Origin of the sequence: Amycolatopsis kentuckyensis (genome assembly GCF_041679295.1) — a bacterium.
Lineage (GTDB): Bacteria > Actinomycetota > Actinomycetes > Mycobacteriales > Pseudonocardiaceae > Amycolatopsis > Amycolatopsis kentuckyensis_A.
The window spans coordinates 693580-713615 of the sequence record NZ_JBGDMD010000006.1 but is presented as its reverse complement, the minus strand read 5'-3'; the positions used below and the strand labels follow the sequence as shown (position 1 = coordinate 713615).

General features: G+C 70.9%; 19 protein-coding genes. 17 read left to right on the top strand and 2 right to left on the bottom strand.

The annotated features are described in order from the left end of the window. Nucleotides 1-7: 7 nt before the first annotated feature. Genes ACERZO_RS28600 through hypB form a run of 14 tightly spaced genes read left to right on the top strand, consistent with a single transcriptional unit; the run spans nt 8 to nt 10556 of the window. Entirely contained in the window at nt 8-193 is a 186-nt protein-coding gene (locus tag ACERZO_RS28600) for a HypC/HybG/HupF family hydrogenase formation chaperone (protein WP_013225649.1), read from the top strand. Nucleotides 194-209: 16 nt separating this feature from the next. After that, complete coding sequence (locus tag ACERZO_RS28595; RefSeq protein ID WP_372667839.1) at nt 210-896, top strand: D-sedoheptulose-7-phosphate isomerase; 687 nt, start codon at nt 210-212, stop codon at nt 894-896. Beyond that, nucleotides 893-1948: a hydrogenase expression protein HypE gene (locus tag ACERZO_RS28590; protein ID WP_372667838.1), complete on the top strand. Its 1056-nt coding sequence runs from the start codon at nt 893-895 to the stop codon at nt 1946-1948. Before ACERZO_RS28595 ends, ACERZO_RS28590 begins: the two co-directional genes overlap by 4 nt. Beyond that, nucleotides 1945-3717, top strand: coding sequence for a nickel-dependent hydrogenase large subunit (locus tag ACERZO_RS28585; RefSeq protein ID WP_372667837.1), 1773 nt, complete (start codon nt 1945-1947; stop codon nt 3715-3717). The genes ACERZO_RS28590 and ACERZO_RS28585 overlap by 4 nt, the downstream gene beginning before the upstream one ends. Next, nucleotides 3714-4229 (top strand): NifU family protein, encoded by a 516-nt coding sequence (locus ACERZO_RS28580; protein WP_372667836.1) that lies wholly within the window; start codon nt 3714-3716, stop codon nt 4227-4229. Before ACERZO_RS28585 ends, ACERZO_RS28580 begins: the two co-directional genes overlap by 4 nt. Next, entirely contained in the window at nt 4226-4813 is a 588-nt protein-coding gene (locus ACERZO_RS28575) for a DUF5947 family protein (protein ID WP_372667835.1), read from the top strand. Before ACERZO_RS28580 ends, ACERZO_RS28575 begins: the two co-directional genes overlap by 4 nt. Continuing rightward, nucleotides 4806-5435: a DUF6084 family protein gene (locus tag ACERZO_RS28570; protein ID WP_372667834.1), complete on the top strand. Its 630-nt coding sequence runs from the start codon at nt 4806-4808 to the stop codon at nt 5433-5435. Before ACERZO_RS28575 ends, ACERZO_RS28570 begins: the two co-directional genes overlap by 8 nt. After that, nucleotides 5432-6565, top strand: a complete 1134-nt coding sequence (locus tag ACERZO_RS28565) for a hypothetical protein (protein WP_372667833.1) — start codon at nt 5432-5434, stop codon at nt 6563-6565. Before ACERZO_RS28570 ends, ACERZO_RS28565 begins: the two co-directional genes overlap by 4 nt. Next, nucleotides 6562-7047 carry a hydrogenase maturation protease gene (locus tag ACERZO_RS28560; RefSeq protein ID WP_372667832.1) on the top strand — a complete coding sequence of 162 codons (486 nt, stop codon included), beginning with the start codon at nt 6562-6564 and terminating at the stop codon, nt 7045-7047. The genes ACERZO_RS28565 and ACERZO_RS28560 overlap by 4 nt, the downstream gene beginning before the upstream one ends. Nucleotides 7048-7051: 4 nt before the next feature. Further along, a complete protein-coding gene (locus ACERZO_RS28555; RefSeq protein WP_372667831.1) occupies nt 7052-7324 on the top strand; it encodes a HypC/HybG/HupF family hydrogenase formation chaperone in 273 nt (90 codons plus the stop codon). A gap of 8 nt (nt 7325-7332) precedes the next feature. Next, entirely contained in the window at nt 7333-8460 is a 1128-nt protein-coding gene (gene hypD, locus ACERZO_RS28550; RefSeq protein ID WP_086684747.1) for a hydrogenase formation protein HypD, read from the top strand. Then, the gene (hypE, locus tag ACERZO_RS28545; RefSeq protein WP_372667830.1) at nt 8457-9533 is read left to right on the top strand and encodes a hydrogenase expression/formation protein HypE; all 1077 of its coding nucleotides are present in this window, start codon (nt 8457-8459) and stop codon (nt 9531-9533) included. The genes hypD and hypE overlap by 4 nt, the downstream gene beginning before the upstream one ends. Next, on the top strand, nt 9533-9868 hold the full coding sequence (locus ACERZO_RS28540; protein WP_372667829.1) for a hydrogenase maturation nickel metallochaperone HypA/HybF: 336 nt from the start codon (nt 9533-9535) through the stop codon (nt 9866-9868). The genes hypE and ACERZO_RS28540 overlap by 1 nt, the downstream gene beginning before the upstream one ends. Continuing rightward, nucleotides 9861-10556, top strand: a complete 696-nt coding sequence (gene hypB, locus ACERZO_RS28535) for a hydrogenase nickel incorporation protein HypB (protein WP_372667828.1) — start codon at nt 9861-9863, stop codon at nt 10554-10556. Before ACERZO_RS28540 ends, hypB begins: the two co-directional genes overlap by 8 nt. On the opposite strand, the gene hypF is transcribed toward hypB, so the two are convergent. Then, complete coding sequence (hypF, locus tag ACERZO_RS28530) at nt 10513-12663, bottom strand: carbamoyltransferase HypF (protein WP_372667911.1); 2151 nt, start codon at nt 12661-12663, stop codon at nt 10513-10515. The two genes, hypB and hypF, sit on opposite strands and share 44 nt — an antisense overlap. 155 nt (nt 12664-12818) lie before the next feature. Between hypF and ACERZO_RS28525 the strand changes: the two genes are divergently transcribed. From ACERZO_RS28525 to ACERZO_RS28515, 3 genes are read left to right on the top strand one after another with little or no spacing between them, the layout of a single operon-like run. After that, nucleotides 12819-14723, top strand: coding sequence for a hypothetical protein (locus tag ACERZO_RS28525; protein ID WP_372667827.1), 1905 nt, complete (start codon nt 12819-12821; stop codon nt 14721-14723). After that, a complete protein-coding gene (locus tag ACERZO_RS28520) occupies nt 14723-17548 on the top strand; it encodes an ATP-binding protein (RefSeq protein WP_372667826.1) in 2826 nt (941 codons plus the stop codon). Before ACERZO_RS28525 ends, ACERZO_RS28520 begins: the two co-directional genes overlap by 1 nt. Beyond that, on the top strand, nt 17545-19101 hold the full coding sequence (locus tag ACERZO_RS28515) for a hypothetical protein (protein ID WP_372667825.1): 1557 nt from the start codon (nt 17545-17547) through the stop codon (nt 19099-19101). Before ACERZO_RS28520 ends, ACERZO_RS28515 begins: the two co-directional genes overlap by 4 nt. Here ACERZO_RS28515 and ACERZO_RS28510 read toward each other — a convergent pair. After that, on the bottom strand, nt 19098-20012 hold the full coding sequence (locus tag ACERZO_RS28510; protein ID WP_372667824.1) for a LysR family transcriptional regulator: 915 nt from the start codon (nt 20010-20012) through the stop codon (nt 19098-19100). The two genes, ACERZO_RS28515 and ACERZO_RS28510, sit on opposite strands and share 4 nt — an antisense overlap. Between the last annotated feature and the right edge of the window lie 24 nt (nt 20013-20036).

The window sequence follows — 20036 nt, the reverse complement described above, 5'->3', positions numbered from 1 at the left end:
CGACGGGGTGTGCATCACCTGCTCCGACACCGCGGTCGAGGTGACCGTGGTCGAGCTCCTCGAAGACGAGCTCGCTGTCGTGGACACCGGATCCACCCGGGAAGAGGTCAGTGTCGCGCTGGTCGAGGCCGGCGTCGGCGACCGGATCCTGGTGCACGCCGGAGAAGCCATCGCACGCTTGGAGAACTCCTAGCCGCGGGAGAACCGCAATGACGCGGGAACGCCCCGTCACCGACGGCCTCGAAGCGCTGTACCCGTTCCTGTACTCGGGTGAAAGCGACCTCGACGCCGTCCTCCGCCAGGTCGAGCAGTCCACTGTGGACAAGGTGCGCGAGATCGTCGCCCTGCGCGCCGACGTCCTCGCGGCCGACCGCGACCGCCTGTTCGCGTGCGCGCAGGACCTGGCGCGCGCGTTCCGCGGTGGCGGCCGGTTGCTCGCCTTCGGCAACGGCGGCAGCTCGACCGACGCCCAGGACCTCGCCAGCCTGTTCCTCAGCCCGGCGGGCGACGCGGAACCGTTGCCCGCCTTCGGGTTGACGAACGACATCGCGGTGGTGACCGCCCTGTCCAACGACATCGGGTTCGACGTCGTGTTCGCCCGGCAGATCGGCGCGTTCGGGCGGCCCGGCGACATCGCGGTGGGCCTGTCCACCAGCGGGAACTCCGCGAACCTGCTGCGCGCCTTCGACGAAGCCGCCCGGCGCGGCCTGGTGACCGTCGGCATCGCCGGCTACAACGGCGGGAAGATGGCCGAGCTCGACAGCATCGACCACCTCTTCGTCGTCCCGTCCCCGTCCGTGCACCGCATCCAGGAAGCCCAGACGACCCTCTACCACGCGCTGTGGGAGCTGACCCTCGGCGCGCTCGACGACCTCGCCAAGGGTGATCAGCCGTGACGCACGCTGAAGAGACCGAAGAGCAGCCCATCCACATCCTCTGGATCAACGCCGGCCTGTCCTGCGACGGCGACTCCGTCGCGCTCACGGCCGCCACCCAGCCGAGCATCGAGGAAATCGTCCTCGGGGCGCTGCCCGGCCTGCCCAAGATCGCGGTCCACTGGCCGCTGATCGACTTCGAATGCGGCCCCGACAAGGGGGCCGACACGTTCATCGAGTGGTTCTACAAGGCCGACCGCGGCGAGCTGGAGCCGTTCGTGCTGGTCGTCGAGGGCTCGATCCCGAACGAGGCGATCAAGGAAGAGGGTTACTGGTGCGGGTTCGGGAACAACCCCGAGACCGGCCAGCCGATGACGACCAGCGAGTGGCTGGACCGCTTGACGCCCAAGGCATTGGCGGTCATGGCGGTCGGGACGTGTGCCACCTACGGCGGCATCCACGCGATGGAGGGCAACCCGACCGGCGCCATGGGCGTGCCGGACTACCTGGGCTGGGACTGGAAGTCCGGCGCCGGCATCCCGATCGTCTGCGTGCCCGGCTGCCCGACCCACCCGGACAACCTGTCCGAGACCATCACCTACCTGCTCTACCAGGCCGCCGGGCAGGCGCCGATGATCCCGCTCGACGACCACCTGCGGCCGCAGTGGCTCTTCGGCGCGACCGTCCACGAAGGCTGCGACCGCGGCGGCTACTACGAGCAAGGCCAGTTCGCCGACGAGTACGGCTCCCCGAAGTGCCTGGTCAAGCTGGGCTGCTGGGGGCCGGTCGTGAAGTGCAACGTGCCCAAGCGCGGCTGGATCAACGGCGTCGGCGGCTGCCCGAACGTCGGCGGGATCTGCATCGGCTGCACCATGCCGGGCTTCCCGGACAAGTTCATGCCGTTCATGGACGAGCCGCCGGGCGCGCAGGTGTCGTCGCTGGCCAGCGGCGCGTACGGCTCGGTGATCCGCCGGCTGCGGAAGATCACCGAACGCAAGGCCGACAAGGAACCGAAGTGGCGGCACAAGGGCAGCAAGCTCGACACCGGCTACCAGGCGGGGGCGCGGTCATGACCGAGATGAAGGAAAAGACCGACCTCGTCGAGATGGCGTGGGACCCGATCACCCGGATCGTCGGCAGCCTCGGGATCTACACGAAGATCGACTGGGCGCAGAAGAAGGTCGTGGAGTGCCACAGCACGTCGTCGGTCTTCCGCGGCTACAGCATCTTCATGAAGGGCAAGGACCCGCGCGACGCGCACTTCATCACCAGCCGGATCTGCGGGATCTGCGGTGACAACCACGCGACGTGCTCGGTCTACAACCAGAACATGGCCTACGGCGTCCGCCCGCCGCACCTCGGCGAGTGGATCATCAACCTCGGCGAGGCCGCCGAGTACATGTTCGACCACAACATCTTCCAGGAGAACCTGGTCGGGGTCGACTACTGCGAGAAGATGGTCGCCGAGACCAACCCCGGCGTCCTCGAGCTGGCGAACCGCACCGAGGCGCCGCACGCGGGCGACCACGGCTACCGCACCATCGGCGACATCATGCGCTCGCTGAACCCGCTGGAGGGCGAGTTCTACCGCGAGGCCCTGCAGGTTTCCCGCAGTACGCGCGAGATGTTCTGCCTGATGGAAGGCCGGCACGTCCATCCGTCCACTTTGTACCCCGGCGGCGTCGGCACGGTCGCCACCGTGCAGCTCTTCACCGACTACCTGACCCGGCTGATGCGCTACGTCGAGTTCATGAAGCGCTGCCTGCCGATGCACGACGACCTCTTCGACTTCTTCTACGAGGCCATCCCCGGCTACGAAGAGGTCGGGCGCCGGCGGATCCTGCTCGGCTGCTGGGGCAGCCTCAACGACCCCGAGCACTGCGACTTCACCTACGAGAACATGGAGGCCTGGGGCCGCAAGATGTTCGTGACACCCGGCGTGGTCGTCGACGGCAAGCTCGTCACGACCAGCCTGCTCGACATCAACCTCGGCATCCGGATCCTGCTCGGCAGCTCGTTCTACGAAGACTGGGCCGACCAGCCGATGTTCGTCACGCAGGACCCGCTGGGCAACCCGGTCGACCAGCGCCACCCGTGGAACCAGCACACCATCCCGCGCCCGGCCAAGCGCGACTTCGACAGCAAGTACTCGTGGACGATGTCGCCGCGCTGGTTCGACGGCAAGGACCACCTCGCCCTCGACACCGGCGGCGGCCCGATCGCCCGGCTGTGGGTGACCGCGCTGGCCGGGCTCGTCGACACGCCGTACCTGAAGTCGACCGGCCACAGCGTCAAGATCACGCTGCCGCGCACGGCGACCAAGCCCGAGGTCGAGTTCGAGTGGAAGATTCCACAGTGGAGCAATGCGCTCGAACGCAACCGCGCGCGGACGTACTTCCAGGCGTACTCGGCCGCGCTGGCGCTGCACTTCGCCGACCAGGCACTCGGTGAGGTCCGCAAGGGCAACACCAAGACGTGGGAGCCGTTCAAGGTCCCGGACGAAGGCGTGAGCTGCGGCTTCACCGAAGCGGTCCGCGGCGTGCTCTCGCACCACATGGTGATCAGGGGCGGCAAGATCGCGAACTACCACCCGTACCCGCCGACGCCGTGGAACGGCAGCGTCCGCGACAGCTTCGGCACGCCGGGGCCGTACGAGGACGCCGTGCAGAACACGCCGATCTTCGAGGAGAACAGCCAGGAGAACTTCAAGGGCATCGACATCATGCGCGCGGTCCGCAGCTTCGACCCGTGCCTGCCCTGCGGCGTCCACATGTACACCGGGTCCGGGAAGGTCCTGGAGCGCCTGCACACCCCGCACGCGTTCGGCGGGGAGCTGGGATGACGGAGGTCGACCGGGTCGGCGAGCGCATCGAGCGGCTGCTGGGCGAGTTCTCCGGCGCGGACGCCGAGCTCGCCGAGGAGCTCGTCCACACGCTGCTCGAGTTCTACGGCGCCGGCCTGACCCGGATCGTCGAAGCCGTCGACCGGCCGTTGCTGGAACGCCTCGCCGAGGACGACCACATCCGCGGCCTGCTCGTGCTGCACGACCTGCACCCGCGGTCGACGCACGAGCGCGTCACCGAGGCGCTCGACAAGGTCCGGCCGTACCTCGGTTCGCACGCCGGCGACGTCGAGTTCGTCGGCATCGACGACGGTGTCCTGCGGCTCCGGCTCCAGGGCACCTGCGACGGCTGCCCGTCCTCGACGGTCACCGCGAAGTACGCGATCGAGCGGGTGGTGCGGGAGGCGGCGCCGGAGATCTCGGACGTCGTCGTCGAGGGCGTGGTCGAAGACGCCGGTCCAGGCGGCCGCCCGCTGCTCCCGCTGGTCCCGTGTCCCGTGGAGGTCCCATGACGGGCGGCCTGCGCAGGTTCCGCACGCCCGCGCCGCGCGCCGCACCCGGCGAGCGGTGCGAGATGTGCGCGGAGCCGATCGGCGCGGAGCACGGGCACGTCATCGACCTCGAGTCCCGGACGATCCTGTGCACCTGCCGGGGCTGTTACCTGCTCTTCACCCACGCCGGCGCGGGTGGGAAGCGGCACCGGGCGGTGCCGGACCGCGTCCGGCACTTCCCGCGCTTCGAGCCGGGCGCCGCGCTGTGGGAGTCCGCCGGGATCCCGGTCCGGACGGCGTTCCTGTTCCGGAACTCGGTGCAGGACCGCGTCGTCGCGTTCTACCCGAGCCCCGCGGGTGCGACGGAGTCCCTGCTCCCGCTGGGCACGGGCGACGACCTGCTCGCCGACGTCACCGACGACGTCGAAGCACTCCTGGTGAACCAGCTCGACGCCGGCTTCGAGGCGTTCCTGGTACCGATCGACGTCTGCTACGAGCTGGTCGGGCTCGTCCGGTCGACCTGGCGCGGCTTCGACGGCGGCACCGAAGCCCACGAGGCCATCGACGGGTTCTTCGCCCGGTTGCGGGAGCGCGGCGATGGCTGAGCTGACCTTCGACTGCATCGACGTCCGGCCGCTGAAGTACGCCGCGTCCCCGACGCTCGCGTTCCGGCTGCGGATCTCCGAGCTGACCGGGCAGCCCGTGCACGCGATGGTGCTGCGCGTCCAGATCCGCATCGAGCCGCAGCGGCGCCGGTACCGCGACGACGAGTCGGAGCTGCTCACCCACCTCTTCGGCGAGCGCGCCCGGTGGGGCGAGACGCTCAAGCCGTTCCAGTTCACGACGGTGGCGGTGACCGTGCCGGGGTTCTCCGGCGCCACCGAGGTCGACGCCGAGGTGCCGTGCACCTACGACCTCGAAGTCGCGGCGGGCAAGTACTTCCACGCGCTGGCCGAGGGTGTCGTGCCGATGGTGCTGCTGTTCAGCGGGACGGTGTTCGGCAAGGGCGGCCCGGGGTTCTGGGTCGAGCAGGTGCCGTGGCACACGCAGGCCGAGTGCCGGATGCCGGTGGCGGTCTGGGACGAGCTGATGGCCCGCTACTTCCCGGACGTCGCGTGGATCAAGCTGCCGCGGGAATCGGTGGACGCGCTGCTCAAGTACAAGGCGCGGCACGCGATCCCGACCTGGGAAGCGGCGGTCGAGCGGCTGCTGGCGGGTGGGCCGTGAACGCCCTCGACCAGGCCCGCGCGGTCGGCGACGCCGTGCTCTACGAGGGCTACCTGCTCTACCCGTACCGGGCGTCGGCGGGGAAGAACCGGGTGCGCTGGCAGTGGGGCGTGCTGGTGCCGCCGTCGTACGCCTCGGCGGAGATCGGCGAGCACTCCTCCGCCCGCGTCGAGTGCGTGCTCGAGCCCCGGGAACGCACGATCCTGCGCGTCAAGCTGCGGTTCCTGGGGGCGCGGACGCGGCCCGGCACCGCGTGGGACGAAGGCGTCGAGCACGAGGTCGACTTCGAACTGCCGCTGTCGGAACTCCCGGCCGAGGAGCCGTTCCACGTGGACGAACTGTCCGGCGTCCTCACCGCCCGCGTCGACCCGCTCGACGGGCCGTTCGGCGGCGCCCGGCTGCGCGTCGACCTGCACAACACGACGTCGTGGCCCTCGGACGGCGTCCGCGAGCACGCCCTGCGCCACGCGCTGCTCGCCGCCCACCTGGTGCTCGGCGTCGACACCGGGCACTTCCTGTCCATGCTCGACCCGCCGGAGTGGGCGAAACCGGCCGTCGAAGCCTGCCGGCAGGAACGGCTCTGGCCGGTGCTGATCGGCGACACCTCGCGCAGCACGGTCATGCTGGCGTCGCCGATCATCCTCTACGACGACCCGGCGATCGCGCCGGAAAGCCCGGGCGACCTCTTCGACGGCACCGAGATCGACGAAATCCTGACCCTGCGCACGATGGCGCTGACCGACGAGGAGAAACGCGAGGCCCGGGCCACCGACCCGCGCGCGGCGGCGATCGTCGACCGCGTCGACGCGATGCCACCCGAGCTGCTCGAACGGCTGCACGGCGCGGTCCGGTCCGTCCGGCCGGTCCCGCCCTCGGTGGTCGTCGCCGGGGTCCGCGTCGCCGAAGGGTCCCGCGTCCGGCTGCGGCCGAACCTGGGCGGGACCGACGCCCAGGACATGTTCCTCGTCGGCAAGACGGCCACCGTGCGGGTCGTGTTGTCCGATGTGGACGGTGTCTCGTACCTGGCGGTGACCCTCGACGACGACCCGGCCGCGGACCTGCAGCACGCCCACGGGCGGTACCGGTACTTCTCCCCTGACGAGATCGAGCCCCTGGAGGTGGCGGAATGAGGCCACGAGTCCTGGTCGCCGGCATCGGGAACATCTTCCTGAGCGACGACGGCTTCGGCGTGGAGGTCATCAAGGAGCTGGCAGGCACCGACCTGCCGCCCTGGGTGCAGATCGCCGACTACGGCATCGCCGGGATGCACCTCGCCTACGACCTGATGGGCGGGTACGACACGACGATCCTGCTCGACGCCACCCCGCACGGCCGCCCGCCGGGGACGCTCTCGCTCATCGAAGCTGACACCGACGACCTCGCGACGGCGTCGATCGACGCGCACGGCATGCAGCCGGACGCGGTGTTCCGGCTGCTCCGGTTGCTCGGCGGCGACGCCGGGCGCGTCCTGCTCGTCGGCTGCGAACCCGCCTGCCTCGACGAAGGGATCGGGTTGTCGCCCCAGGTCGAAGCCGCGATCCCGGCCGCGGTGCGCGCCGTCACCGAACTCGCCTGGGGAACGAGCCCGCGGCTGCAGACCACGGAGGTTTGACCCCATGTGCCTAGGCATCCCGGGTGAGGTCATCGAAATCAGCGAGGACCGCCCGGACCTCGCGAAGGTCTCGGTCAGCGGCGTCAAGCGGACCATCAACATCGGCCTGCTCGAGGACGACCCGCCGGCGCCGGGCGAGTGGGTCCTCATCCACGTCGGCTTCGCACTGTCCAAAATAGACGAACAGGAGGCCGCGGCCGCGCTCGACTTCCTCGAAAGCATCGGCAAGGCGTACGAGGACGAAATGGCCGCGCTCTTGGAATCCCGGATCGAATAGGAGTCGTCATGCGTTTCGTCGACGAGTTCCGCGACGCGGAGAAGGCGCGGGCGCTGTCCGCGAAGATCACGTCGTTGTGCGAGCCGGGCCGCCACTACAAGTTCATGGAGGTCTGCGGCGGGCACACGCACACCATCTACAAGCACGGCCTCGAGGACTACCTCCCGGAGAGCATCACGCTGGTGCACGGGCCGGGCTGCCCGGTGTGCGTGATCCCGATGGGCCGCATCGACGACGCCATCCACATCGCCCGGCAGCCGGGCGTGCTCATGACGTCGTTCGGCGACATGATGCGCGTGCCGGGGTCCGGCGGGAACTTCTTCGACTCCAACGCCGAAGGCACGAACATCCGGATGGTCTACTCGCCGCTGGACTCACTCAAGATCGCGCGGCAGAACCCGGACCTGCGAGTCGTGTTCATGGCGATCGGGTTCGAGACGACCACGCCGTCCACGGCGATGACCCTGCTGCGCGCGGCCGCCGAAGGCATCGAGAACTTCTCGGTGTTCGGCAACCACGTCACCATCATCCCGGCGATCAAGGCCATCCTCGACTCCCCCGACCTGCGGCTCGACGGCTTCATCGGCCCGGGGCACGTCTCGACGGTGATCGGCTGCCGGCCGTACGAGTTCATCGCGCGCGACTACGGCAAGCCCGTGGTCGTCGCCGGGTTCGAGCCCCTGGACATCCTGCAGTCGATCTACATGTTGATGCTGCAGCTCTCTTCGGGACGCTCCGAGGTCGAGAACCAGTACTCGCGGGTCGTGCCCTGGAACGGGAACATCGTCGCGTTGAAGGCCATCAACGAGGTCATGGAGCTGCGGCCCTACTTCGAGTGGCGCGGCCTCGGGTTCATCACGCACTCGGCGATGGCGATCCGCGCGAAGTACGCGAAGTTCGACGCCGAACGCATCTTCGAGATCCCGGGTCTGCGCGTCGCCGACCCGAAGGCGTGCCAGTGCGGCGAGGTCCTCAAGGGCGTGCTGAAGCCGTGGGAGTGCAAGGTGTTCGGCACCGCGTGCACCCCGGAGACGCCGATCGGGACGTGCATGGTCTCGCCCGAAGGCGCCTGCGCGGCGTACTACAACTTCGGCCGGTTCAGCCGGCAGCGCGTCCGGGAGGCGAGCCGCGCATGACGACCACCGAACGCGAGCAGCAGGTCCTCGACCGCATCGAACGAGCCCGGCGCAGGCGCGCGAAGGTGCGCGAAGAGCGCATCACGCTCTCGCACGGCGCGGGCGGCAAGTCGACGCACACGCTGATCGAGGCCGTCTTCCTCGACGCGTTCCGCAACCCGATGCTGGAACCCCTGGAGGACGCGGCGTCGCTGGTGGTCGGCGACGCCCGGCTCGCGTTGACCACGGACTCCTACGTCGTCTCGCCGCTGTTCTTCCCCGGCGGGAACATCGGCGACCTGGCCGTGAACGGCACGGTCAACGACCTCGCCGTCTCGGGCGCGCGCCCGCTGTACCTGACCGCGGGGTTCATCCTCGAAGAGGGCTTCCCGGTCGAGGACCTGCTGAAGATCGTCGAGTCGATGAAGGACGCGGCGGCCGCGGCGGGCGTCCGGATCGTCACCGGGGACACCAAAGTCGTCCAGCGCGGCAAAGCCGACGGCGTGTACGTCAACACGGCCGGGGTCGGGGTGCTCACCCGCACGGGCCTCGGCGTGGCCACCGTGAAGCCCGGAGACGCCGTCCTCGTTTCCGGGCCGATCGGTGACCACGGCGTCACGATCATGCTGGCCCGCGGCGAGCTGGACATCGACGCCGACCTCGCGTCCGACACCGCGCCGGTGCACGACCTGGTGGCCGGGCTGCTGGCCGCGGTGCCCGGCGTGCGCGCGATGCGCGACGCGACCCGCGGCGGCGTCGCGACGATCCTCAACGAGATCGCGAAGGCCGCGGAGGTCGCCGTGGTCGTCGACGAGAAGGCCGTCCCGGTCCGCGACGAGGTCCGCGGCGCGTCCGAGCTGCTCGGCATCGACCCGCTGTACGTCGCCTGCGAAGGCCGGATCGTGGTCGTCGTGGACGGCGCTCAGGCATCCGACGCGCTGGCCGCGTTGCGCGCGCACCCGCTCGGCGCCGAGGCCGCGGTGATCGGGCGGATCGCGGACGACCCGCCCGGGATCGTGCTGCTGAACACCGCGTTCGGCGGCACCCGGATCGTGGACCTGCTGGTCGGGGACCCGCTGCCGAGGATCTGCTAGTGCACGAGATGGCGATCACGCAGTCGGTCGTCGACGCGATCGTCGCCCGCCTCGGCGACGCGGCGGTGTCGTGCGTCCGGCTCGAGATCGGGCGGTTGTCGGGGGTGGTGCCGGACAGCGTCCGGTTCTGCTTCGACGTCCTGTGCACGGGGACGTCCCTGGAAGGCGCGCGGCTGGACATCGCCGAGCCGCCGGGCCGGGCGCGCTGCCACGACTGCGGCGCGGAGTTCGGCCTCGACGACTTCATCGTGCTGTGCCCCTGCGGCAGCGCCAACGCGGCGGTGCTGGCGGGCCGGGAACTGCGGATCACCTCGGTGGAGGTCAGTCATGTGTGACACCTGCGGCTGCTCGGACTCGGAAGTCCGGATCACCGACCACACCCACACGGTGGTCCTGGAGCAGGACATCCTGGCGAAGAACGACGAACTCGCGTCGCACAACCGCTCGCACCTGCGTTCCGCCGGTGTCTTCGCGATCAACCTGATGAGTTCGCCGGGCGCGGGCAAGACGACGTTGCTGGAGCGGACGATCCGGGTCCTGGACACGCCGTGCGCGGTGATCGAGGGCGACCAGGAGACGTTGCTCGACGCCGAGCGCATCAAGGCGACGGGCGCGCCGGTCGTCCAGATCAACACCGGCGCCGGCTGCCACCTGGACGCGTCGATGCTGCACCGGGCGCTGCATTCGCTGGCGCCCGCGGCGGGCTCGACGTTGTTCATCGAGAACGTCGGCAACCTGGTCTGCCCGGCGTTGTTCGACCTCGGCGAGGCGGCGCGGGTGGTGATCCTGTCGGTGACCGAAGGGCCCGGGAAGCCGGTGAAGTACCCGCACATGTTCGCCGCGACGGACCTGGTGCTGCTCAACAAGGTCGACCTGCTGCCGTACGTCGACTTCGACGTCGCCGAGTTCGAGCGGGACGTCCGGCGGGTGAACCCGTCAGCGGCGTTGCTGCAGGTCAGCGCCACGCGCGGGGATGGGCTCAGCGAGTGGTACGACTGGCTACGGCGACCTGGCCGAAGCTGATCCCGCCGTCATTGGTGGGGATGTTCCGGTGGGTCAGGACGCGGAACCCCCGGTTTTCGAGGCCTTCGACGGTCCGGTCGAGCAGCAGGACGTTCTGGAACACGCCGCCGGACAGCGCGACGGTCGTGCTGTGGTCACGCAGCCGGTCACAGGTGTCCACGATCGCGGCGGCGACCCCGTTGTGGAACCGCGCGGCCCGCTTGTTCCTGGGCGCGTTGTCGTCCAGGAGCGCGGCGATGAGGTCTTCGCCGTGGACCACGTCGTCGATCCGCGCCCGGTAGCTCCCTTTTTCGCCGGGGTCGGCCAGCTGCTCCAGCTCGATGGCGGCCTGGCCCTCGTAGTTGATGCTGTCGCGGACGCCGAGCAGCGCGGCGGCGGCGTCGAAGAGACGGCCGGCGCTGGACGTCAGCGGTGAGTTGAGACCGCTGCGCTTGAGCTTGACGACGTCCTCGCGCGCCGGCCGGCCGAGTTCGTCCACATAGGACGCGGCCATCCGCCACGGCTGCCGGATCGCGCTGGCGCCGCCCGGCATCGCGACCGGTTTCAGGTGCGTGAGCCGCCGGTAGGACGTCAGGTCGGCGAGGAGGAACTCGCCACCCCAGATGGTGCCGTCGGGCCCGAACCCGGTGCCGTCGAAGGCGACGCCGAGCACCGGGCCGTCCTCGCCGTTGTCGGCCAGGCAGGCGGCGATGTGGGCGTGGTGGTGCTGCACGCCCAGCCGGTCGACGTCCTGGTCCAGGGCGTATTTGGTGGACAGGTACTCAGGGTGGAGGTCGTGGGCGACGAGCACGGGGTCGATGGCGAAGAGGCGCTTGAAGTGCTCGATGCCTTCGGTGAACGCCGTGAACGTCTCGTAGTTCTCCAGGTCGCCGATGTGGTGGGAGACGAAGGCGTGGTGACCTTTGGCGAGGCAGAAGGTGTTCTTGAGTTCGGCGCCGCACCCGAGCAGGTGTTTCTTCGTTTCGAGCCGGACCGGCTCGGGCGCGTAGCCGCGCGAGCGCCGTTGCAGCTGCGGATACCGGCCGACCATGCGCACCACGGAATCATCGGTCCGGATGTGGATCGGCCGGTCGTGCGTGAGGTACACGTCGGCGATGTCCTTGAGCCGGCCGAGGTCTTCGTCGCGGTGGACGATGGGCTCGTCGGAGACGTTGGCGCTGGTCAGCACGATGGGCCCGGTCTGGGCCAGCAGCAGGTGGTGGAGCGGCGTGTACGGCAGCATGAGCCCGATCCGCCGGTTCCCGGGCGCGACGGCCTCGGCGAGGGTTCCCCTGGCGGGCAGCAGCACGATGGGCCGCCGCCGTCCTTGGAGGACCCGCGCGGCTTCGTCGCCGACGTGAGCGATCTCCCGCGCTTGCGCTAGATCGGCCACCATGACGGCGAAGGGCTTGTCCTCGCGGTGTTTCCTCTCCCGAAGGCGCTTCGCCGCTTCTTCATGCCGGGCTCCAACGGCGAGGTGGTAGCCGCCAAGGCCTTTCACCGCGACTACGGCCCCTTCTCGCAGCGCTTCGGCGGCCGCCTGGATCGGATCGCCGCCGCCGGGCTCGAACCTGAGCGTGGGCCCGCAGGCGGGGCAGCAGACGGGCTGGGCGTGGAACCGCCGGTCGGCCGGGTCCTCGTACTCCTGCTTGCAGCCGGCGCACATCGCGAACCCGGCCATGGTGGTGAGCGGCCGGTCGTAGGGGACGCCGGTGACGATGGTGAACCGCGGGCCGCAGTTCGTGCAGTTGACGAAGGGGTACTCATAACGCCGATCGGCGGGGTCGCGCAGCTCCCGCAGGCAGTCGTCGCAGGTGGCGGAGTCGGCCGAGACGAGCGTGTCGGCGACGCCGGGGCCGACGCTGGCGAGGATCGCGAACCCGGTGTCCCCGATCGGGGGAATTTCGCGGGTCTCGACGTGCTCGACAACGGCCAGCGGCGGCGCCTCGGCGGTCAAGGCGGCGACGAAAGCGGCCACCCGATCCGGCGCGCCTTCGGCCTCGGCGAAGACCCCGCGCACGTCGTTGCCGACGAACCCGGAGACGTCGATCCGCAGGCCCAGGCCGTGGACGAAGGGCCGGAACCCGACGCCCTGCACGACCCCGCCGACCCGGATCGCCACGCGCACGCGCCGGTCCACGCACCGAGTGTCCGCCCCCGGCCAGGTGCCGTCCAGCGGACAGTGGCCGGAAGTGGACGATCGGGGGAACAGTGTCACTTTTGTCGGTGGTCCGGGGCACAATCGTGCGGCAACCGGGCGAATGGCGGACTCCGGAGGGGCCAGTGCAGGGGCGGGACGTTGCGGTCGGCGGCACGACCGAGATGTGGGAGCGGCTGTTCGGCGCGCGCGAAACCTGGGGCTGGGAGTACACCCCGCCGGCCCCGGTCGCCGTGAGCCCGGAGTCGGCGACCCCACCGGTCGCCGAGCAGGTGTACGCGCCGCACGACTACCAGCTGCGGGAGAAGCGCAGCAAGCGCGCCTGGCTGGGGCTGCTCGGCTGGCTCGCGCTGACCGTCGTCGTGGTCGTGATGGTCGGCGGCATGATGGACGCCGTCTCGAAGCAGGTTCCGCTGGCCGCCGAGATCACCACCAGCGCCGTGCTCGGCGTCGGCGTCATCCTCGCGATCGTGCACTTCTTCCGGACGCGGCGGCGGTTCACGGTGCTGAAGCGCGGCTACGAGTCCCACTACAACCGCGCGCTCGAGTCGTACACGCAAGCCCACTTCGCCTGGCAGCAGCGCGTCGCCGAGCACGACCGCCGCGAACGCGAGCGCGTCGGCTCCGCGATGCTCTGGCAGCCGGTGAAACTGGGCACCCGGCCGAACCGCGTCGACGTCTTCGGCGGGACCGAGGACGGCTGGGCGAGCCTGCTCGCCACCAGCGGCGCCGCCCAGCTGGCCGGCGGCGCGTCGATGCTGCTGCTGGACCTGACCGACATGGCCGTCGCCGACGACCTGGCGATCGCCGCGGCCGGCAAGGGCTACGAGGTCGCCGTGCACGAGCTGCCGCGCGACCTCGGCGCGTTCGGCCTGCTCGCCGACCTCGACCCGCACGAGCTGGCCGAGGTCGTCGCCGAGGCGATGCACAACCTGAACCGCACGGCGATGGGCGCCGACCTGCGCGGCCTGCACGCCGACCTGCTCACCACCGTGGCCGAGCGGCTGACCGGGCCGGTCACGTTCACCAAGCTCGTCGCCGGGCTGCAGGTCCTGCGCCGGGTGTACGACCCGGGTTCCGACGAGACGCTGTCGGCCGACGAGCTGCGCAAGCTCAACTCCTATGTGGACACCGTCGGCAACACCGAGCAGGTGCGCAACGAGCTCATCGCGCTCGAAGGCGAGATCCGCGGGCTGGCGCGGGCCGAGCAAACCGCCGACGGCACGCCCACCGGGTTCCGCGCGAGCTGGCCTTCGCGCGGCCTCTCCGTCGTCGCGACCCGGACCAAGATCGGGCGGCACAAGCGGTTCCTCGACCACGTCGTCTTCCACCGCGCGCTGCAGGAGCTGCATTCCCGCGAGACGACCGGCCGCGAGGTGCTGATCGTCGCCGGCGCCGACCAGATCGGGCTCGAAGCCCTCGAATCCATGGCGCAGCAGGCCCGGCGCGCCGGGGTCCGGCTCGTCTTCCTGCTCCGGCACCTGCGTGACGACCTGCAGAAGCTGCTCGGCGGGTCCGGCAGCGTCAGCCTGCTGATGCAGCTGGGCAACGCGAACGAAGCGGCCAACGCGGCGGAGTTCATCGGGCGCGGCTTCAAGTTCGTCCTGTCGCAGCTGACCGCGGAGATGGGCAAGACGTTCACCGAAGGCAACTCGTCCAGCACCGGCGGCTCCACGGGGTCGTCCAGCAGCCGCGGTTACAGCTTCGGCGGCAGCAGCAGCTTCAGCAGCGGGAGCGGTGGCAGCGGCGGGTCGTGGTCGTCCGGCTCGAACTGGAGCCGGAACTTCAGCTCGTCGACCTCGCGCGAGAGCAACTGGCAGGACACCGTCAACCAGTCCGAGGCCATCTCGCGCAGCGAAGGCGAGACGCGCGCACGCGTGTACGAGTTCCAGGTCGAGCCGACGGCCCTGCAGTCGCTCGCGCCGACGGCGTTCGTGCTGGTCGAGGCGGGTCCGAGCGGGCGGCGGGTGGTCATGGGCGACTGCAACCCCGGCATCGTCCTGCTCGACCGGGTCGCGCTCCCCCGCTGATGTCCCCGCTCGCCGGCTTCGGCTTCCACCGCCTGCTGTCGGTGCCACGCGGCGACGACCTCGCCACGGACGCCGACCGGCCCGACGAGACCGGCGGCCGCGCCCCGGCCCAGCTGTTCGCCGCGCTCACCGCGGCCCACGCCGACCTGCGGTTCCGCGGCCCGGACGCGGCGTTCGCGGTCGCCTGGGACCGCACGGGCGGGGCGCGGGCCCTGCGCGTGCTGGTCGGCGGGCGCCCGCACTCGCCGGTCGCGCGCCCGGCCGACGGGCCGGTGCCGATCCTCTACCCGCCGGGCAGCCTCGGCGCGCCCGTCGCCGGGCCCGAGGTCGCGGACCGGTGGGCCGCGCTGCCGGCGTGGACGCGGTGCACGGGCGACCACGATCCACTGTGGACACCCCAGGCCGGCTCGGCCGCGCCGGGCCGCGGCGGCTTCGACGACTACGTCGCCCACCTGCCCGGCGAGTTCGTCTGGCTGGTCGTCGCCGAGCCGCTCGGCGCCGAGGCCGTCGAACGCGAGCTCGTCGTCCTCGAGACGACGATCCCCCGGCTGCGGCAGCGGGAGAACTCCGAGCCGGACCGGATCGCGCTGCTGCGGGCCGAGGGCCGGTACCGGGAGCTGTCGCGGGCGAAGTCCGCGGGCCTGTGGACGGTGCACGTCCTGGTCGGCGGCCCGGACGAGCCGAGCACACGCGCGGCGGCCGCGTTGCTGTGCAGCGCCAGCGACCTCGACGCGCTGCCGTACGTGCTGACGCCGGGCACCGACTGCGTCCCGCTGGCGTCGGCGTGGAAGAGCGAGGGCGCGTTCGCGGCGCCCGGCGAGTTCGTCGCGGCGGTCGCGCGCCCGCCGCGGCGCGAGCTGCCGGGGATCCGGATGACCGAGCCGCCGCTGTTCGACGTCACCCCGGAGGCCGACGGCGAGATCCCGCTCGGCACGGTCCTCGACGACGCGGACCAGCGGGTGGGCGAGTTCCGCGTCGCGCTCGACACGCTCAACCGGCACACGTTCGTCGCGGGTGCCACCGGTTCGGGCAAGTCGCAGACCGTCCGGCACCTGCTGGAGGGGCTGCACGCCGCGGGCGTCCCGTGGCTGGTCATCGAGCCGGCGAAGGCCGAGTACGCGGCGATGGCGGGCCGGCTCGGCCCGTCCGGCGGCGTCACGGTGATCCGGCCGGGCGACCCGGACGCGTACCCGGCCGGGCTCAACCCCCTGGAACCGGCGGCGGGCTTCCCGCTGCAGACGCACCTGGACCTGACGCGCGCGCTGTTCCTGGCGGCGTTCGACGCGGACGAGCCGTTCCCGCAGGTGCTCGCCCAGGCGCTGACCCGGTGCTACACGGAGCAGGGCTGGGACCCGGTGACCGGCGGGGTCCGCGGCCGCGTCGGGCGGGTGAAGTACCCGAGCCTGGGCGACCTGCAGACGACGGCGATCGAGGTGGTCAAGGGCATCGGCTACGGCAAGGAGGTCGCCGACAACGTCCGCGGCTTCGTCGACGTCCGCATCGGGTCCCTGAGGCTGGGCACGCCGGGCCGCTTCTTCGAGGGTGGCCACCCGCTGGACGTCGCGGCGCTGCTGCGCGGCAACGTCGTGCTGGAGATCGAGGACATCGGCTCCGACATGGACAAGGCGTTCTTCATCGGCGCGGTGCTGATCCGGCTGTTCGAGCACCTGCGCGTCCACCACGTGGCCGGTTCGTCCGGGCTGAAGCACGTGCTGGTGCTGGAAGAGGCACACCGGCTGCTGAAGCGGGCGGAGCCGGGGAGCCCGACCGAGCACGCGGTGGAGCTGTTCACGTCGCTGCTGGCCGAGATCCGCGCGTACGGCGAAGGGATCGTGGTGGCCGAGCAGATCCCGGGCAAGATCGTCCCGGACGTCATCAAGAACACGGCGTGCAAGATCCTCCACCGCCTACCGGCCGCGGACGACCGCGAGGCGGTCGGGGCGACGATGAACCTGAGCGAAGCCCAGTCCCGGCACGTGGTGACGCTGCCCCCGGGCCGGGCGGCGGTGTTCACGGACGGGATGGACCGGCCGTTGCGCCTCGCGATGCCGTTGGGCGCGGCACTGGAGGACGCTTCTCTCGTTTCCAGATCGCCTGCTCTGGACGCCCGCCGAAGTGTCGCGTGTGGACAATTGTGCACTTCCCGGCCTTGCACGTTGCGAGAGCTGGGCGATGCGCTGTACCGCGCGGACGAGGACCCGGAACTGGTGCTGTGGCTGGAGTTGCTGACGGTCGCGCACATCGCCGGCCGGCCGGCGCCATCGCCGGCCGCATCCTGGATCGCCTCACTGCACGCGGCGTACGACCCACGAACGCTGGAATGCGCGGTGGCCCACCGGATCCAGACCGCGGTGGACGCCCGGTACGCGGGGATAACCCGCCACAACCCGGCGGCCGAGTTCATCTCCCACCTGGCGGACAGCGCCCGGCGGACGTTGGCGGGTGCGCCGGGGTGCGAGGGGCCGGAGGTCCGCTGGCAGGCGGGGAGTTACCGCTGGTTCGACGTCCTGCTGGCGTTGAAGGCCGACGAACCGGACACCGGACCCCATCCGTCGACGTCCTCGTGGGCAGACCGCGGCCTGACCCTCGAAGGGGCGACGCGTGAGGAGCAGCTGGCGGCTTTGCGCCGACGTCCGGAGCACTGGTCCGACGACACGGCAACGGTCCTCGGCACCACCCGGCCGACGCTGATCCTGCAGGCGGCGGCCCGGCTCAGCAACGCGAAGACGGAGGTCGCCCGCTTCCACGCGGCGACGAAGTTCCTGGACATCGCGTTCCGCGCTGACCGCGTGCTGCGGTTGGACGCCGAGGGGGCCAAACGATGAACGAGACCAGCGACGGAGCGCCGGAAGCACCGGAGCCCCCACCGGAACCGGCGGACACGGGATCGGACCACCCGGAAGGCCCGGCAGAGGACGACACCCCGGACACAGGCGACGCCCCGGCCACCGAGCCGGCGGAGATCGCCCCACCGGATTCGGCACCGGACGAGACAGGCCCACCCGACGACGGGACCGACAACGAAGACCCACCGGACGACTCCCCGGATCCGGCTCCCGACGACAACCCCACGGAACCCGCGCCGGACAACCCCGACGAGCCGGACTCCCCTGCTGCCGATGAACCCGACCCGGGGACCGAAGACCGGGCCGACAACCCCGAGCCGGCTGAGCCCGACTACGAAGACCCGCCGGACGACGCACCGGAGCCGGCATCCGAGAACCCGGACGAGGTCCCGGACGACCCGCCCGACGACGAGCCCACCCCGGAAGCCGAAGACCGCGCGGACAACCCCGACCCGGCCGCGGACGAGGCGAACGACCCACCGGACGACGACCCGGATCCCCCGGACGACACCGGCGCCGACGACCCCGACAACACCGAGCGGGAACGCGAACTGAAGCCCGACGATCCACGCTGGGACGGTTCATGGAACTCCGAGGCGCAAGCCGAGCAGCCGGAAACCACGGAATCCCCGCAGGAAAACGAGCCGGCAGAACGTCCGGAACCGGAGCGCGAAACCGAAGCGCAACCCCAGGACCCGGACAGCGATCCCCGCAACTACGAAGCCGTCTGGGACAGCGAGTCCGGCCAGCTGGAGCTGCAACGGACGGACCAGGACCCGACCCCACCCACCCCGCGCGAGCACCTGCCCGGCGACACCACCGGCGGCGCGTGGCAGGAGCAGTTCTCCCCGGAGGGCGACAGCGCGGCGACGTACGAAGAGGGCGAAGGCTGGACCGTCTCGGAACAACCCGAACCAGCAGCCGACGACACACCCGGCCGGCCCCACGAAGAGACCGGCGAGGAACGCAAGACCGAACGAGCCGACGACATCGAGCCCGAGGAAACGGCGGCCAAGAAGTCCGCTGAGGACGCCGGCGACCTGGGCGAAACCGTCTCGACCCTCATCGAGGGCGCGGAGGCGGCCTCCGAGAAGCACGACGAGACGCACACGGTCACCAGCCAGCAGCACGAGCGCATCGACCCGGTCACCCCGGAAGCACCCGCCGGGCCGGCCGACCCGATCGGCTCGCTCGTCGCCACCGGCGTCGCGCTCGCCGCGGCCATCAAGCAGAAGCTCTCCGAACGCGGAAGCGAAACTCCGGACACCGGCCAGGAGGTCCCCGACCAGCCCGAAGACCGGTCCCCGGAGACCGCGGCAACCGAGGAGGACACCGCGGACGAGCGCGAGGCCGAGAAAGAGGCCAAGCGGGACGTCCGCATCGACGTCGCGGAAGAAGCGGTGAAGCAGCTCGGACCCGCAGGCGAAATCGTCGCTCCGCCGCTCGCGCAGTTCGCCAAGGACGGTGGTTTCGAATACCTCCGCTACGCCAAGGACGCGAGGGACTACCGGCGCAAGGGCCGGACCGACTAGGAGGGACGCCCGGCCCATTCCGTCAAGGCAGGCAGATCCGGCGGCTGCCGCAACGCATCCAGCACGACGTTCACCCCCGCGCGCAACGGCGTCCCCCTGCGCACCACCGCCGCGATCGTGCGCGTCACCGGGGTCGCCAGCTCGCGCGTCGTCACCCGGTACCGCCGGTCCACCGCCAGCAGGGGCAGCAGCGCGATCGACAACCCCGCCTCGACGTGCTGCAACGTCATCAGATAATTGCTGAACCGGCACACCACCCGCGGCTCGAAGCCCGACTCGCGGCACAACCGCAGCGTCAGGTCCGCCATGTACGACTGCGGCACGTCCAACGCCCACGCCGAGTCCGCGTACGCCGACAGATCCGCCGGGCCGCGAGCCCCTTCCGAAGACGTCACCAGCACGATCGGGTCCGTCGCCAGCGGGACGATGTCGAGGTCGGGGCCCAGGGGCAGCTGGACGAAGTCGGTCGTCGTGATGATCACGTCCGCGTCGCCGCCGCGCAGGGCCGGGATGCTCGCGTGCGGCTCCAGCTCCAGCAGCTCGACCTCCAGGTGCGGGTACGCGGCGGCCAGCCGCGTCACCGCCGGGACCGCCATCGTGTGGATCGCGCTCTGGAAGGCGCCGAGCCGCACCAGGCCGACCGGCTCGTCGCCGAGGCTGCGCAGCTCCGCCTCGACCGTGTCCATGTGGTCGAGGATCGCCCGCGCGCGCCGCGCCAGCATCAGCCCCGCCGGCGTCAGCCGGACCCGGCGGCCGGTGCGTTCCAGCAGCTGGGTGCGGGTTTCCGCTTCGAGCACGGCCAGCTGCTGCGACACGCTCGACGCGCTCAGGTTCGCGTCCTGCGCCACCGCGCGGACCGTCCCCAGCGTGTCGAGCCGGCTCAGCAGCCGCAGGCGCCACGGGTTCAGCATCACCCCATTCTTGTGCGGACTAAC

Coding starts and splice junctions, on each gene's coding strand:
- ACERZO_RS28585 (WP_372667837.1), top strand. CDS start 1,945: ATGACCGAGATGAAGGAAAAGACCGACCTCGTCGAGATGGCGTGGGAC.
- ACERZO_RS28555 (WP_372667831.1), top strand. CDS start 7,052: ATGTGCCTAGGCATCCCGGGTGAGGTCATCGAAATCAGCGAGGACCGC.
- hypD (WP_086684747.1), top strand. CDS start 7,333: ATGCGTTTCGTCGACGAGTTCCGCGACGCGGAGAAGGCGCGGGCGCTG.
- ACERZO_RS28580 (WP_372667836.1), top strand. CDS start 3,714: ATGACGGAGGTCGACCGGGTCGGCGAGCGCATCGAGCGGCTGCTGGGC.
- ACERZO_RS28570 (WP_372667834.1), top strand. CDS start 4,806: ATGGCTGAGCTGACCTTCGACTGCATCGACGTCCGGCCGCTGAAGTAC.
- ACERZO_RS28510 (WP_372667824.1), bottom strand. CDS start 20,012: ATGCTGAACCCGTGGCGCCTGCGGCTGCTGAGCCGGCTCGACACGCTG.
- hypB (WP_372667828.1), top strand. CDS start 9,861: ATGTGTGACACCTGCGGCTGCTCGGACTCGGAAGTCCGGATCACCGAC.
- hypE (WP_372667830.1), top strand. CDS start 8,457: ATGACGACCACCGAACGCGAGCAGCAGGTCCTCGACCGCATCGAACGA.
- ACERZO_RS28595 (WP_372667839.1), top strand. CDS start 210: ATGACGCGGGAACGCCCCGTCACCGACGGCCTCGAAGCGCTGTACCCG.
- ACERZO_RS28560 (WP_372667832.1), top strand. CDS start 6,562: ATGAGGCCACGAGTCCTGGTCGCCGGCATCGGGAACATCTTCCTGAGC.
- ACERZO_RS28575 (WP_372667835.1), top strand. CDS start 4,226: ATGACGGGCGGCCTGCGCAGGTTCCGCACGCCCGCGCCGCGCGCCGCA.
- ACERZO_RS28520 (WP_372667826.1), top strand. CDS start 14,723: ATGTCCCCGCTCGCCGGCTTCGGCTTCCACCGCCTGCTGTCGGTGCCA.
- ACERZO_RS28515 (WP_372667825.1), top strand. CDS start 17,545: ATGAACGAGACCAGCGACGGAGCGCCGGAAGCACCGGAGCCCCCACCG.